The 15,609-nt window shown below is 56.3% G+C and carries 12 protein-coding genes, 4 tRNA genes and 1 rRNA gene; all 17 read right to left on the bottom strand.

The features are described 5' to 3' along the window. Window positions 1–17: 17 nt before the first annotated feature. Window positions 18–389 carry a 30S ribosomal protein S12 gene (gene rpsL, locus TU80_RS22960; protein ID WP_002555494.1) on the bottom strand — a complete coding sequence of 124 codons (372 nt, stop codon included), beginning with the start codon at window positions 387–389 and terminating at the stop codon, window positions 18–20. 217 nt (window positions 390–606) lie between these two features. Then, the gene (gene rpoC / locus TU80_RS22955; protein WP_017848799.1) at window positions 607–4,806 is read right to left on the bottom strand and encodes a DNA-directed RNA polymerase subunit beta'; all 4,200 of its coding nucleotides are present in this window, start codon (window positions 4,804–4,806) and stop codon (window positions 607–609) included. A gap of 64 nt (window positions 4,807–4,870) precedes the next feature. Further along, complete coding sequence (gene rpoB / locus TU80_RS22950) at window positions 4,871–8,944, bottom strand: DNA-directed RNA polymerase subunit beta (protein WP_017848798.1); 4,074 nt, start codon at window positions 8,942–8,944, stop codon at window positions 4,871–4,873. Window positions 8,945–9,163: 219 nt separating this feature from the next. Further along, the gene (rplL, locus tag TU80_RS22945; RefSeq protein WP_057005470.1) at window positions 9,164–9,529 is read right to left on the bottom strand and encodes a 50S ribosomal protein L7/L12; all 366 of its coding nucleotides are present in this window, start codon (window positions 9,527–9,529) and stop codon (window positions 9,164–9,166) included. Between the two features lie 78 nt (window positions 9,530–9,607). Further along, entirely contained in the window at window positions 9,608–10,108 is a 501-nt protein-coding gene (gene rplJ / locus TU80_RS22940) for a 50S ribosomal protein L10 (protein WP_057005469.1), read from the bottom strand. A gap of 199 nt (window positions 10,109–10,307) precedes the next feature. After that, a complete protein-coding gene (gene rplA, locus TU80_RS22935) occupies window positions 10,308–11,003 on the bottom strand; it encodes a 50S ribosomal protein L1 (RefSeq protein WP_003232403.1) in 696 nt (231 codons plus the stop codon). After that, complete coding sequence (rplK, locus tag TU80_RS22930; RefSeq protein ID WP_003176435.1) at window positions 11,003–11,434, bottom strand: 50S ribosomal protein L11; 432 nt, start codon at window positions 11,432–11,434, stop codon at window positions 11,003–11,005. Before rplK ends, rplA begins: the two co-directional genes overlap by 1 nt. A gap of 116 nt (window positions 11,435–11,550) precedes the next feature. Beyond that, window positions 11,551–12,084 carry a transcription termination/antitermination protein NusG gene (gene nusG, locus TU80_RS22925; RefSeq protein WP_003176436.1) on the bottom strand — a complete coding sequence of 178 codons (534 nt, stop codon included), beginning with the start codon at window positions 12,082–12,084 and terminating at the stop codon, window positions 11,551–11,553. A gap of 9 nt (window positions 12,085–12,093) precedes the next feature. Next, window positions 12,094–12,462: a preprotein translocase subunit SecE gene (secE, locus tag TU80_RS22920; RefSeq protein ID WP_003194658.1), complete on the bottom strand. Its 369-nt coding sequence runs from the start codon at window positions 12,460–12,462 to the stop codon at window positions 12,094–12,096. Between the two features lie 45 nt (window positions 12,463–12,507). Further along, a tRNA-Trp gene (locus TU80_RS22915) sits at window positions 12,508–12,583 on the bottom strand. Between the two features lie 161 nt (window positions 12,584–12,744). Beyond that, window positions 12,745–12,820: transfer RNA gene (locus tag TU80_RS22910), tRNA-Thr, on the bottom strand. A gap of 26 nt (window positions 12,821–12,846) precedes the next feature. Continuing rightward, window positions 12,847–12,920, bottom strand: a tRNA-Gly gene (locus TU80_RS22905). Between the two features lie 24 nt (window positions 12,921–12,944). Further along, window positions 12,945–13,029 (bottom strand) — tRNA-Tyr (locus tag TU80_RS22900). Between the two features lie 142 nt (window positions 13,030–13,171). Beyond that, complete coding sequence (locus TU80_RS22895; protein WP_017848796.1) at window positions 13,172–13,618, bottom strand: hypothetical protein; 447 nt, start codon at window positions 13,616–13,618, stop codon at window positions 13,172–13,174. Between the two features lie 7 nt (window positions 13,619–13,625). Further along, window positions 13,626–14,375 carry a pantothenate kinase gene (locus TU80_RS22890; protein ID WP_057005468.1) on the bottom strand — a complete coding sequence of 250 codons (750 nt, stop codon included), beginning with the start codon at window positions 14,373–14,375 and terminating at the stop codon, window positions 13,626–13,628. Then, window positions 14,365–15,324: a bifunctional biotin--[acetyl-CoA-carboxylase] ligase/biotin operon repressor BirA gene (gene birA / locus TU80_RS22885; RefSeq protein WP_017848794.1), complete on the bottom strand. Its 960-nt coding sequence runs from the start codon at window positions 15,322–15,324 to the stop codon at window positions 14,365–14,367. The genes TU80_RS22890 and birA overlap by 11 nt, the downstream gene beginning before the upstream one ends. 167 nt (window positions 15,325–15,491) lie before the next feature. After that, a 5S ribosomal RNA gene (gene rrf / locus TU80_RS22880) occupies window positions 15,492–15,607 on the bottom strand. Window positions 15,608–15,609: the final 2 nt, after the last annotated feature.

Genomic DNA, 15,609 nt, shown 5'->3' with positions numbered 1-15,609 from the left:
TTTACAAAAAGCCGCTACTACTTAGGCTTCTTGGTACCGTACTTCGAACGACCCTGGTTACGACCTTTAACGCCGGAAGTATCCAAGGAGCCGCGTACGGTGTGGTAACGAACACCTGGCAAGTCTTTTACACGACCGCCGCGGATCAGTACCACGCTGTGCTCTTGCAGGTTGTGGCCTTCACCGCCGATGTACGAGGAAACCTCGAAACCGTTGGTCAGACGCACACGGCATACTTTACGCAGTGCCGAGTTAGGTTTTTTCGGCGTAGTGGTATACACGCGAGTGCATACGCCACGACGTTGCGGGCAGTTCTGCAGCGCAGGTACGTCGGATTTCTCGACGATACGCTTACGCGGCTGACGTACCAGCTGGTTGATAGTTGCCATCTACTAGCTCCACTGTTGTCTTGCGACGCTATTGTCTTGCAAGAAAAGCAAAATGGCAGGAACGAATTCCCGCCAAATTTAGGGGTACAAGAGTCTAAAGAGGATCTTGCCCCCAGTCAAGGCAAGGCCCCGACCTCCCCTCTCAACGAACCGGGGCAAAACTGCCTCGATCCGACGAATGGGGGCTGCCAGGGCCCAGACTTATTTATCGCAGAACTCAGTTACCGCTTGAGTTCAGCGCTTCGGTCAGTGCAGCTTCCACTTCACTGGCGCTTACGCGCAACGGCTTGTCAGCATCACGGCGGCGCTTGCGCTCGCTGTGGTAAGCCAAACCGGTACCGGCTGGGATCAGACGACCCACAACCACGTTTTCTTTCAGGCCGCGCAGGTAATCGCGCTTGCCGGTTACCGCTGCTTCGGTCAGTACGCGAGTGGTCTCCTGGAAGGAGGCCGCCGAGATGAACGACTCAGTGGACAACGACGCCTTGGTGATACCCAGCAGTACACGAGTAAATTTGGAAACAAATTTCTCGTCGGCTGCCAGACGTTCGTTTTCTACCAGTACGTGAGTCAGTTCCATCTGGTCGCCCTTGATGAAACTGGAATCGCCTGATTCAGCGATTTCAACTTTACGCAGCATCTGACGCAGGATGGTCTCGATGTGCTTATCGTTGATCTTCACGCCTTGCAGACGGTAAACGTCCTGGATCTCGTTAACGATGTACTTGGCCAGCGCACTCACACCCAGCAGACGCAGGATGTCGTGTGGATCGCTCGGACCGTCGGAGATAACTTCGCCGCGGTTTACCTGTTCGCCTTCGAACACGTTCAGGTGACGCCACTTCGGAATCAGCTCTTCATACGGATCGCTACCGTCGTTCGGGGTAATGACCAGACGGCGCTTGCCCTTGGTCTCTTTACCGAACGCGATGGTGCCGCTGACTTCAGCCAGAATCGACGCTTCTTTCGGACGACGAGCTTCGAACAAGTCGGCAACACGCGGCAGACCACCGGTGATGTCACGGGTCTTCGAAGTCTCTTGCGGGATACGCGCGATAACGTCACCGATCGCGATCTTCGCACCATCCGCTACACCGACCAGGGCGTTGGCTGGCAGGAAGTACTGAGCGATTACGTCAGTGCCTGGCAGCAACAGATCCTTGCCGTTGTCATCGACCATCTTCACGGCAGGACGGATGTCTTTACCGGCAGCTGGACGATCTTTCGCGTCGAGGACTTCAATGTTGGTCATACCGGTCAATTCGTCAGTCTGACGCTTGATCGTGATGCCTTCTTCCATGCCCACGTAGGTCACGGTACCTTTCATTTCGGTAACGATTGGGTGAGTGTGCGGATCCCACTTGGCCACGATTGCGCCAGCGTCGACCTTGTCACCTTCTTTAACCGAAATCACAGCACCATACGGCAGCTTGTAGCGCTCACGCTCACGACCGTAGTCGTCAGCGATTGCCAGCTCACCGGAACGGGACACCGCAACCAGGCAACCATCCACTCGCTCAACGTGCTTCAGGTTGTGCAGGCGGACGGTACCGCCGTTCTTCACCTGAACGCTGTCGGCTGCGGAGGTCCGGCTTGCCGCACCACCGATGTGGAATGTACGCATGGTCAGCTGGGTACCCGGCTCACCGATGGACTGGGCAGCGATAACGCCGACCGCTTCACCGATGTTCACCTGGTGACCACGAGCCAAGTCACGGCCATAGCACTTGGCGCAAATGCCGAAGCGGGTTTCGCAGCTGATCGGCGAACGAACGATCACTTCGTCGATGCTGTTGAGTTCGATGAACTCGACCCACTTCTCGTCAACCAGGGTGCCGGCAGGAACGATAATTTCCTCGGTACCCGGCTTGAATACGTCACGGGCAATAACACGGCCCAATACGCGCTCACCCAGCGGCTCTACAACGTCACCGCCTTCAATGTGCGGTGTCATCAGCAGGCCGTGCTCGGTGCCGCAATCGATCTCGGTTACAACCAGATCTTGTGCAACGTCTACCAGACGACGAGTCAGGTAACCGGAGTTAGCGGTTTTCAACGCGGTATCCGCCAGACCTTTACGAGCACCGTGAGTAGAGATGAAGTACTGAAGTACGCTCAAACCTTCACGGAAGTTCGCAGTAATCGGCGTTTCGATGATGGAACCGTCCGGCTTGGCCATCAGGCCACGCATACCGGCGAGCTGACGGATCTGCGCAGCAGAACCCCGTGCGCCCGAGTCGGCCATCATGTACATCGAGTTGAAAGACTCTTGATCGACTTCTACGCCATGACGGTCGATAACCTTCTCTTTCGAGAGGTTAGCCATCATCGCCTTCGACACTTCGTCGTTGGCCTTGGACCAAAGGTCGATCACTTTGTTGTACTTCTCGCCCTGGGTTACCAGGCCGGAGGCGTACTGGCTTTCGATCTCTTTCACTTCATCGGTGGCAGCACTGATGATGCGGGCTTTTTCATCCGGGATAACGAAGTCGTTAACACCGATGGAAACGCCGGAAATGGTCGAATAGGCAAAACCGGTGTACATCAACTGGTCAGCGAAGATCACGGTCTCTTTCAGACCAACCACGCGGTAGCACTGGTTGATCAGCTTGGAGATCGCCTTTTTCTTCATCGGCAGGTTGACGACGTCGTAAGACAAACCTTTTGGCACAACCTGGTACAACAGCGCACGGCCGACAGTGGTGTCGACGATACGGACATTGCTCACGCTGCCGCCGTCACGGTCGTTCACGGTTTCGTGAATCCGCACTTTGACCTTGGCGTGCAGTGCGGCTTCGCCGGCACGGAACACACGGTCAACTTCCTGCAGGTCAGCGAACACACGACCTTCGCCCTTGGCGTTGATCGCTTCACGGGTCATGTAGTACAGACCCAGTACAACGTCCTGCGACGGAACGATGATTGGCTCACCGTTGGCTGGCGACAGGATGTTGTTGGTCGACATCATCAACGCACGCGCTTCCAACTGGGCTTCCAGTGTCAGCGGTACGTGCACGGCCATTTGGTCGCCGTCGAAGTCGGCGTTGTACGCAGCACAGACCAGAGGGTGCAGCTGGATAGCCTTACCTTCGATCAGTACCGGTTCAAACGCCTGGATACCCAGACGGTGAAGGGTCGGTGCACGGTTGAGGAGAACCGGGTGTTCGCGGATCACTTCAGCGAGAACGTCCCAAACCTCTGGCAGTTCGCGCTCGACCATTTTCTTGGCCGCTTTGATCGTGGTCGCGAGACCGCGCATTTCCAGCTTGCCGAAGATGAACGGCTTGAACAGCTCAAGGGCCATCTTCTTAGGCAGACCGCACTGATGCAGACGCAGGGTCGGGCCTACGGTAATTACCGAACGACCGGAGTAGTCAACACGCTTACCGAGCAAGTTCTGACGGAAACGACCTTGCTTACCCTTGATCATGTCAGCCAGGGATTTCAGAGGACGCTTGTTCGAACCGGTGATAGCGCGGCCACGACGACCGTTGTCGAGCAGGGCATCGACGGCTTCTTGCAACATACGCTTTTCGTTGCGCACGATGATGTCCGGAGCGGACAGATCGAGCAGGCGCTTCAAGCGGTTGTTACGGTTGATCACGCGGCGGTACAGGTCGTTGAGGTCGGACGTCGCGAAACGACCACCGTCCAACGGTACCAGCGGACGCAGGTCTGGCGGCAGAACCGGCAGAACGGTCAGCACCATCCACTCTGGCAAGTTGCCGGAACCCTGGAAGGCTTCCATCAACTTCAGACGCTTGGACAGCTTCTTGATTTTGGTTTCGGAGTTGGTTTGCGGAATTTCTTCACGCAGACGGCCAATCTCGTGTTCCAGGTCGATAGCGTGCAGCAGTTCGCGGACAGCTTCGGCACCCATGCGGGCATCGAAATCGTCGCCGAACTCTTCCAGCGCTTCGAAGTACTGCTCGTCGTTCAGCAGCTGACCTTTTTCAAGGGTGGTCATGCCTGGATCGATAACGACATAGCTCTCGAAGTAGAGAACGCGTTCGATATCACGCAGGGTCATGTCCATCAGCAAGCCGATACGGGACGGCAGCGATTTCAGGAACCAGATGTGGGCAACCGGCGAAGCCAGTTCGATGTGCGCCATGCGCTCACGACGAACCTTGGCCAGTGCAACTTCAACGCCGCACTTCTCGCAGATCACACCACGGTGCTTCAAGCGCTTGTACTTACCGCACAGGCACTCGTAATCCTTTACCGGGCCAAAGATCTTGGCGCAGAACAGGCCGTCACGCTCGGGTTTGAACGTACGGTAGTTGATGGTTTCCGGCTTTTTAACTTCACCGAACGACCACGAACGGATCATCTCAGGCGATGCCAGTCCAATACGGATGGCGTCGAACTCTTCGACTTGACCCTGGTTTTTCAGCAAATTCAGTAGGTCTTTCAAGGCCTTTCCTCCTGGCGGAGCAGAGAGCGGGCCAAATAGCCCCGCTCTCGATTCGCGTCACGTGTTATTCGGTTTCCAGATCGATATCGATGCCGAGGGAACGAATTTCTTTGATCAACACGTTGAAGGACTCGGGCATGCCCGGCTCCATACGGTGATCGCCGTCCACGATGTTTTTGTACATCTTGGTCCGACCGTTCACATCGTCCGACTTCACTGTGAGCATTTCTTGCAGAGTGTAAGCAGCACCGTATGCTTCCAGTGCCCAGACCTCCATCTCCCCGAAACGCTGACCACCGAACTGAGCCTTACCACCCAGCGGCTGCTGGGTAACCAGGCTGTACGAACCGGTAGAACGAGCGTGCATCTTGTCGTCTACCAAGTGGTTCAGCTTCAGCATGTACATGTAGCCAACAGTAACCGGGCGCTCGAACTTGTTGCCGGTGCGGCCGTCGAACAGCTGCATCTGGCCGCTTTCGGGCAGGTCTGCCAGTTTCAGCATGGCCTTGATTTCGCTTTCCTTGGCACCGTCGAACACCGGGGTAGCCATTGGAACGCCGCCGCGCAGGTTCTTCGCCAGATCCAGGATTTCCTGGTCGGAGAAGGTATCCAGCTCTTCTTTGCGGCCGCCGATCTCGTTGTAGATCTCGTGCAGGAACTTGCGCAGGTCAGCAACCTTGCGCTGCTCTTCGATCATACGGTTGATCTTCTCGCCCAGACCTTTGGCCGCGAGGCCCAGGTGGGTTTCGAGGATCTGACCAACGTTCATACGTGAAGGTACGCCCAACGGGTTGAGGACGACGTCGACCGGGGTGCCATTGGCATCGTGCGGCATGTCTTCAACCGGCATGATCACGGAGACCACACCCTTGTTACCGTGACGACCGGCCATCTTGTCGCCCGGTTGGATGCGGCGACGGATTGCCAGGTAAACCTTGACGATTTTCAGCACGCCTGGAGCCAGGTCATCGCCCTGCTGCAGTTTGCGCTTCTTGTCTTCGAACTTGTCGTCCAGCAGACGGCGGCGATCGACGATGTAGGCCTGGGCCTTCTCGAGCTGCTCGTTCAGAGCGTCTTCAGCCATGCGCAGTTTGAACCACTGGCCGTGCTCAAGACCGTCGAGGACTTCGTCGGTGATGTCCTGACCTTTCTTCAGGCCCGCGCCGCCTTCGGCCTTGTGGCCTACCAGAGCGGAACGCAGACGTTCGAAGGTCGCGCCTTCAACGATACGGAACTCTTCGTTCAGGTCCTTGCGGATCTCGTCGAGCTGGGTCTTCTCGATGGACAGTGCACGAGCATCACGCTCAACGCCGTCGCGGGTGAAGACCTGTACGTCGATGACAGTACCTTTGGTACCGGTCGGTACGCGCAGGGAGGTGTCTTTAACGTCGCTGGCTTTTTCACCGAAGATGGCACGCAACAGCTTCTCTTCCGGAGTCAGTTGGGTCTCGCCTTTCGGAGTGACCTTACCGACCAGGATGTCGCCTGCGCCAACTTCAGCACCTACGTAAACGATACCGGCTTCGTCCAGCTTGTTCAGTGCAGCTTCACCCACGTTCGGGATGTCTGCAGTGATTTCCTCTGGCCCAAGCTTGGTATCACGCGCCACACAGGTCAGTTCCTGGATGTGGATCGTGGTGAAGCGGTCTTCTTGAACCACACGCTCGGACAGGCAGATGGAGTCTTCGAAGTTGAAGCCGTTCCACGCCATGAACGCGATACGCATGTTCTGGCCCAACGCCAGTTCACCCATGTCGGTGGACGGGCCGTCAGCCATGATGTCGCTGCGCTGAACGCGATCACCCTTACGCACCAGCGGACGCTGGTTGATGCAGGTGTTCTGGTTCGAGCGGGTGTATTTGGTCAGGTTGTAGATGTCGACACCGGCTTCGCCAGTTTCAACTTCGTCATCGGCAACACGCACCACGATACGGCTGGCATCAACGGAGTCGATCACGCCGCCACGACGAGCCACGACGCAAACGCCGGAGTCACGGGCTACGTTACGCTCCATGCCGGTACCTACCAGCGGCTTGTCAGCACGCAGGGTCGGTACAGCTTGACGCTGCATGTTGGAACCCATCAACGCACGGTTGGCGTCATCGTGTTCCAGGAACGGGATCAGCGACGCGGCGACCGAAACTACCTGCTTGGGCGATACGTCCATCAAGGTGACGTCTTCCGGCGCCTTGACGGTGAACTCGTTCAAGTGACGAACAGCTACCAGCTCGTCGACCAGGACCTTCTTCTCGTTCATCGTGGCCGAAGCCTGAGCGATCACGTGATCGGCTTCTTCGATGGCGGACAGGAATACGATCTCGTCGGTGACCAGAGCGTCTTTCACCACACGGTACGGGCTCTCAAGGAAGCCGTACTGGTTGGTGCGCGCATAGGCGGCCAGGGAGTTGATCAGACCGATGTTCGGACCTTCCGGCGTTTCGATCGGGCAAACACGACCGTAGTGCGTCGGGTGTACGTCACGGACTTCGAAGCCAGCACGCTCACGGGTCAGACCGCCCGGGCCCAGTGCAGATACACGGCGCTTGTGGGTGATCTCGGAGAGCGGGTTGTTCTGGTCCATGAACTGCGAGAGCTGGCTGGAACCGAAGAACTCTTTCACCGCCGCAGCCACTGGCTTGGCGTTGATCAGGTCTTGCGGCATCAGGCCTTCGCTTTCAGCCATCGACAGACGCTCTTTGACCGCACGCTCAACACGTACCAGGCCAACGCGGAACTGGTTCTCGGCCATTTCGCCTACGCAGCGAACACGACGGTTACCCAGGTGGTCGATGTCATCGACGATGCCTTTGCCGTTACGGATGTCGACCAGAGTCTTCAGGACCGCAACGATGTCTTCCTTGCACAGCACGCCCGAACCTTCGATCTCGGTACGACCGATACGACGGTTGAACTTCATCCGGCCGACCGCAGACAGGTCATAGCGCTCAGGGCTGAAGAACAGGTTGTTGAACAGGGTTTCGGCAGCGTCTTTGGTCGGTGGCTCGCCAGGACGCATCATGCGATAGATCTCGACCAGCGCTTCCAATTGGTTGCTGGTGGAGTCGATCTTCAGGGTGTCGGAGACGAACGGACCGCAGTCGATATCGTTGGTGTACAAGGTCTCGATGCGAACAACCTGGGCCTTGGCGATTTTTGCCAGGATCTCGGTGTTCAGCTCGGTGTTGCACTCAGCCAGGATTTCGCCTGTGGCCGGGTGAACGATGACCTTGGCGGTCGTGCGACCCAGGACGTAGTCCAGAGGCACTTCCAGCGACTTGATACCGGCTTTTTCGATCTGGTTGATGTGGCGCGCAGTGATACGGCGGCCGGCTTCAACGATGACCTTGCCATTTTCGTCCTGGATATCCAGGACAGCAATTTCACCACGCAGACGCGAAGCGATCAGTTCCAGGCTGAGGGTTTCGTCCTTCAGGCTGAACACGTTGGTGGTGTAGAAAGCATCAAGCACTTGCTCAGTGGTATAGCCGAGCGCGCGCAGCAGTACCGAGGCCGGCAGCTTGCGACGACGGTCGATACGCACGAACACGCAGTCTTTCGGGTCGAACTCGAAGTCCAACCACGAACCACGGTACGGAATGATCCGCGCGGAGTACAGGAGCTTACCGGAGCTGTGCGTCTTGCCGCGGTCGTGGTCGAAGAACACGCCCGGGGAACGGTGCAGCTGGGAAACGATAACACGCTCGGTACCGTTGATAACGAAGGTACCGTTTTCAGTCATCAATGGGATTTCGCCCATGTAGACTTCTTGCTCTTTGATGTCCTTGATCGCTTTGTTCGACGATTCTTTGTCGAAAATGATCAGACGGACTTTTACCCGCAAAGGTACGGCGTACGTAACACCGCGCAACACGCATTCTTTGACATCAAATGCCGGTTCGCCCAGGCGATAACCGACGTACTCCAGCGCAGCATTGCCGGAGTAGCTGATGATCGGGAAAACGGATTTGAAGGCCGCATGCAGGCCCACGTCGCGGAACTGATCTTTGGTCGCTCCCGCCTGCAAGAATTCACGATACGAATCCAGCTGGATAGCCAGAAGGTACGGGACATCCATGACGTCCGGCAACTTGCTAAAGTCCTTGCGGATACGTTTTTTCTCAGTATATGAGTAAGCCATCAGCGTTCCCCAGCTTGGTCACCTGCTTGTTTGGCCCTCCCGACGGGAGCAGCCAGAAAATCTTGCAAACCCCTTGGTTTGCACCACCGCACCGGGTGGCTACAGCACGTTAATGGCGGCGACCGAGTCGACAGCCAAGAACGGAAAAAGGCCGGTGGCAAGAGCCACCAGCCATCAGCCTTCAGCTTAACGCTTGGGCTGGAGACGCAAGGTCGATGCTTACTTCAGCTCGACTTTAGCGCCTGCTTCTTCCAGAGATGCTTTGGCTTTGTCAGCTGCGTCTTTGGCAACAGCTTCCAGAACCAAGGCAGGAGCGCCGTCAACTACAGCCTTGGCTTCTTTCAGGCCCAGACCGGTCAGTTCACGAACTGCCTTGATCACGTTTACTTTCTTCTCGCCAGCTTCCAGCAGCATGACGTTGAATTCGGTTTGCTCTTCAGCAACAGCAGCAACAGCGGCTGGGCCAGCGGAAGCAGCGGCAGCAGAAACGCCGAATTTTTCTTCGAAAGCTTTGATCAGCTCAACAACCTGCAGAACCGACATTTCAGCTACGGCGTTGAGGATATCTTCTTGGGAGATAGACATTACTGTATTTCCTGAATTGGGGGACGGCCTACGCGGCCATCGAAATAAACAAAAATACGCGAGAGAAAATGCTCAGCCTTAGGCTGCGGCAGCTTCTTTTTGCTCGCGAACTGCAGCCAGAGTACGAGCCAGCTTGCTGGTAGCGCCTTGAATCACGCTCATCAGTTGCGAAATAGCTTCGTCACGGGTCGGCAGTGTTGCCAGTACGTCGATTTGGTTAGCTGCGAGGAACTTGCCCTCGAACGCAGCTGCCTTGATCTCGAACTTGTCCTGACTCTTGGCGAACTCTTTGAACAAACGGGCAGCAGCGCCTGGATGTTCTGTGGAGAACGCGATCAGAGTCGGGCCGGTGAACACGTCGTTGAGGACACTGTATTCAGTGTCAGCAACAGCGCGCTTGAGCAGGGTGTTACGTACAACACGTACGTATACGCCAGCTTCACGAGCCTCTTTACGGAGTCCGGTCATAGCGCCTACTGTCACACCACGGGCATCAGCCACGACAGCGGACAGAGCAGCTTTGGCAGCCTCGTTGACTTCAGCGACGATGGCCTTCTTGTCTTCGAGATTAATTGCCACGGGTTTAACTCCTGCTTGTTACCGTTTCATCTGGCCGAAGCCGGATGTCGTTTTGGTGTCTGATTCGGTAAGGAACCGGGAGCACCATCTGCGTAGGCTTGAGGTTTAAGACTTGCGTCGCCTACGGTCTTGGATAGCCCCCGCCAGGCAGGGACCCCAATTTTTTCAATTGGCGCGATCGCTCACGCCAACTTGTGTCTTATACGTCCAGCGAGCCTTGGTCGATGACCAGACCTGGGCCCATAGTGGTGCTCAGGGTAACGCGCTTGACGTAGATGCCTTTCGAGGAAGCTGGTTTGATACGCTTCAGATCAGCGATCAGGGCTTCAACGTTTTCCTTCAGCTTGACGGCATCGAAGCCGACTTTGCCAACGGAAGTGTGAATGATGCCGTTTTTGTCGGTGCGATAACGAACCTGACCAGCCTTGGCGTTTTTAACCGCGGTAGCGACGTCTGGGGTTACGGTGCCGACTTTTGGGTTAGGCATCAGGCCACGTGGACCAAGGATCTGACCCAACTGACCTACAACGCGCATTGCATCCGGGGAAGCAATAACGACGTCATAGTTCAGGTCGCCGCCTTTCATTTCGGCAGCCAGGTCGTCCATGCCAACGCGATCGGCGCCGGCGGCCAGAGCAGCTTCAGCTGCTGGACCTTGGGTGAAGACAGCAACACGTACAGTCTTGCCAGTACCGTGTGGCAGCACAGTAGCGCTACGAACGACCTGGTCGGATTTACGTGGGTCAACACCCAGGTTCACAGCAACGTCAACCGACTCGCTGAACTTGACAGTCGACAGCTCGGTCAGCAGGGCAGCAGCGTCTACAAAGTTGTAGGCCTTGCCTGCTTCGATTTTGCCGGCGATAGCCTTTTGGCGCTTGGTCAGCTTAGCCATTACACACCCTCCACGTTAAGGCCCATGCTACGAGCAGAACCGGCGATGGTACGCACGGCTGCATCCATATCAGCTGCAGTCAGATCCGCGTTTTTGGTTTTCGCGATTTCTTCCAGCTGAGCACGAGTCACGGTGCCAACCTTAACGGTGTTAGGACGAGCGGAACCGCTAGTCAGACCAGCAGCTTTCTTCAACAGAACCGAAGCCGGGGTCGACTTGGTTTCGAAGGTGAAGCTACGGTCGCTGTATACAGTGATGATCACTGGAGTCGGCAGACCTGGCTCAAGACCCTGAGTACGGGCGTTGAAGGCCTTGCAGAATTCCATGATGTTCACGCCGTGCTGACCCAGAGCTGGACCGACGGGTGGGCTAGGGTTGGCCTGAGCGGCCTTCACTTGCAGCTTGATGTAAGCGGTAATCTTCTTGGCCATGAGGCACTCCAATTACGGGTTCGAACGCCTCGAAAGGCTCCCCGGTTACTTGCGCGTTTATCCCAGTGACGACAAAACCCCACAGCCTAGGCTGCGGGGTTGGGATGCTTGCTCAGTTAGACCTTTTCGACCTGACTGAACTCCAACTCTACCGGAGTAGAGCGTCCGAAAATGAGCACTGCCACTTGGATCCGGCTCTTTTCGTAGTTAACTTCTTCGACGGTGCCGTTGAAATCAGCAAACGGACCATCGGTGACACGAACAACCTCACCTGGCTCGAACAACGTCTTCGGCTTAGGCTTGTCGCTACCGTCAGCAACACGACGCAGAATCGCTTCTGCTTCTTTGTCGGTGATCGGAGCAGGCTTATCGGCAGTACCGCCAATGAAGCCCATGACACGAGGGGTATCCTTGACCAAGTGCCAAGTACCTTCATTCATGTCCATCTGAACCAGCACGTAGCCTGGGAAGAACTTGCGTTCACTCTTGCGCTTCTGCCCATTCCGCATTTCAACCACTTCTTCAGTGGGAACCAGAATTTCGCCGAAGCCATCTTCCATGCCTGCCAGCTTTACGCGCTCCAGCAAAGAGCGCATAACATGCTTCTCGTAACCCGAGTAAGCATGCACAACGTACCAACGCTTAGCCACGGGACACCCTTAGCCAACAATCAAGGAAACAAGCCAGCCGAGCAGGGAATCAAGCCCCCACAACAGCAACGCCATAACCAGAACAACAGCCACAACAATCAACGTGGTCTGCGTGGTTTCTTGGCGAGTCGGCCAAACGACTTTACGAATTTCGGTGCGAGCTTCCTTTACCAGGACCGCGAAAGACTTGCCTTTGGCAGTCTGCAGGCCTACAAAGGCAGCTACAGCAGCGAGGGCGAGCAAAGCGAGTACGCGGTACAGGATCGGCGAAGCAGAATAGTACTGATTGCCAACAACGCCTACGACCACCAATGCGACTACAGCGAGCCACTTGACCAGATCGAAACGAGAGCTTTGAGCTTCAGCCTTAGGAGTCATCTATGAAGATCCTGTGAAAAGAAAGCCAGATACACCACGTGAATCTGGCAGGTCAGGAGGGAATCGAACCCCCAACCTACGGTTTTGGAGACCGTCGCTCTGCCAATTGAGCTACTGACCTAAAACAAAATCAGGCCGACCATTATGCAGGCCTGAAAAAGACTTTACAACAGCCAACCCCTAGAGACTTGAAACCAACCGGCGAAAACGCCCGTTACAACAGAATCAAGCCGAGATAGCCGTTAAAACAAAGGCAGATATTTTCATATCTGCCTTGTTATATGGAGCTCTTGAGCGGATTTGAACCGCTGACCTCACCCTTACCAAGGGTGTGCTCTACCAACTGAGCTACAAGAGCAAAACACGCTGCACAACCTGCAAACTTGGAGCGGGTAGCGGGAATCGAACCCGCATCATCAGCTTGGAAGGCTGAGGTTCTACCACTAAACTATACCCGCGGAGCTTGCAGCTCACGCTAAAAATGGTGGAGGGGGAAGGATTCGAACCTTCGAAGTCGTAGACGTCAGATTTACAGTCTGATCCCTTTGGCCGCTCGGGAACCCCTCCTAAGCGAGCCGGCATTCTACATCATGCCAGCCTTCTGTCAAGCATTTTCTCATTAAAAATATGAGGTTAGCTGCGTTGACCTTCGCTTCACACTGTAGGCCTTAAAGGTCTTCACTGCGAAGCGGGCGCCATTCTATGCAAACTATTCGAGAGTTGCAATGCCTTCGCACAGCATTATTTTATGTTTTAACTCATTGAATTCCTTAGCAAGGTTTTCAAACGGCAGATCCTCAGCCAGACGCCGGCTTTCAGGGGCCACACGAAGCCAGTAACCGGACGCCTCAGGTGTGCTCAACAGTTGAACCTTGACCTTTATATCCAGGCTCGTGAGGCGCTGCTCAAGCGACTGCGCCTGACGCTGGTCGGCAAAGCCGCCGATGTATAAGCAGGTATTCTGCGCCTCGGGCGCTTTTGCTCGGTCACGCCGGGACACCGAGTCCGAGGACTCGCTTAGCAGCCGAATATCCTGCTGAGGGCCACGATACAGACTCAGGGGCGTGACATCCTTGGCGCGCAACGGCGCCTCTTGCTGATGCCAAACGTAATAGAAGGCATTAAGAACGAGTAAAAGTAAAAACAGCCAACGCATAAACACCTCAGGACAATGGACACGCCATGGCCAGACCAACGAAAACCAGGTCCGGGACCAACCGCGCCTGCGGCACGGCGTCCGAGACCAGATCAGCATCCCCACCCGTCAGGAATACGGTGAAATCATCACCCCAGTAGCTGCGGGCCAACTCGAGCTGGGTCAACACGAACCCCCTGAGCATCAGCGTACAACCACGCTCGACAGCCTCCGCGGTCGTGCGCCCGGGGGAGAGCCGCTCCAGGGCACGCTCAGCCGCCGCGTCGTCGTAGCGTATCTTGCGGGTGTGCGTGCGCAACTGGTTGCGCATCAACGGCATGCCGGGGCAAATGAAGCCGCCCAGGTGCTGACCGTCTGCCGCGATGAAATCGGCGGTGGCTGCGGTACCAAAATCGAGTACCAGGCACGCGCCCGAAGCCAACTTGAAGCCACCCAGCATCGCCAGCCAGCGATCAAGACCAAGGCGTTCGAAGTCTTGGTAGCCATTGCGCACGCCAGCCATCTCACGCGCGGGGACAGCACAGGAGACGACAACACCGAAAGCCCCTTGCAAAGCCTCGACCAGCTTATTGGTCTCTTCTGAAGCCCGAACACTCACCAATCGGCAACGCGCCAACGACAGGCCTGGTAGCGCTGCCAGGCTTTCAATCAATGCGAGGTCCGACCCCACAACACCTTCGGCGCAAGCTTTCGCCTGATCCGATTCAAGTACGCGCCATTTGATAAAGCTATTCCCACAGTCGAGCTCAAGAATCATCACGCAACCTCAGGCTTAGCTCACCACCGCTGTATATTTTTTCAACACCATCGACGCTCAAACGCAACGCACCCTGGCGGTCGACCCCCAGAACCACCCCGTCAACCTGATTGACTCCAGCAATGAGGGACACCGCCCTGCCCTGCCACAAGTGATTCTGCTCCCACTCCTCCTGAAGCGCCGCAAAGCCGGAGGCGGCGTGTCGCTCCAAGTAACGTTGCAACTGCAGCCCCAGCCGCGCCACCAGTAGATTGCGATCTACGGGAGAGCCCGTTTCAAGCTGCACCGACGTCCACTGCTGATCGATTGCCGCGACTTTCTGCATATTTACGTTGATGCCGATCCCGAGCACAACGTGGCAGATATCAGCAGGATCGCCGACCAACTCCAGCAGGATACCGGCAATTTTCTTCTGCCCCACCAAGACATCGTTTGGCCATTTCAAGGCGGCTCCTTGCACGCCCGACTCGCGCAAGGCCTGCATGACCGCAAGCCCCACAACCAGGCTCAACCCCTCTAGCTGCCGCAGACCACCCTCGATGCGCAGCACGAGGCTGTAATACACATTCTGAGCGAACGGGCTGACCCACTTGCGCCCCCGTCGACCTCGCCCGGCGCTCTGCTGCTCGGCGAGCACCAGGAATGGTGCCGCGCAACCCGCATCGACAAGGCGCAAGGCTTCAGCATTGGTGGAGTCAATGGAATCGGATATGTGGACGGGCCACGCCAGAGAAGGCGCCTTCAGCGCGATGTCTTCGGCATTCAAGAACACCAGCGGCGATGCCAATTGGTACCCCCTGCCACGCACTTTGTGGATGGGCAGGTTTAACTCAGCCTCAAGATGCTGAAGCTGCTTCCATACAGCACTGCGACTGACGCCCAGGGCAGCGCCCAGCGCTTCCCCGGAGTGGAATCGACCATCTTTCAGAAGTTTTAACAACGTCAGCATGCAAGTATCGCCTCACAATGAGGCACGCATGATAGCCATGCGCAGGGTCATTGCATAGAAAGGCCGGGCCTTAGCACTGACGTCCGTCGCAAAGAGCCACTTGACCTTTCCGACAGCCCAAAACAAAACCCCTGTCTGCGCGAGCAAACAGGGGTTCTGGAATTTAATCTTGACGATGACCTACTCTCACATGGGGAAACCCCACACTACCATCGGCGATGCATCGTTTCACTGCTGAGTTCGGGATGGGATCAGGTGGTTCCAATGCTCTATGGTCGTCAAGAA

It is taken from the genome of Pseudomonas veronii, assembly GCF_001439695.1.
Classification (GTDB): Bacteria; Pseudomonadota; Gammaproteobacteria; order Pseudomonadales; family Pseudomonadaceae; genus Aquipseudomonas; species Aquipseudomonas veronii.
Note: the sequence above shows the minus strand (reverse complement) of the source record. Positions and strands in the feature narration are given on the sequence as shown.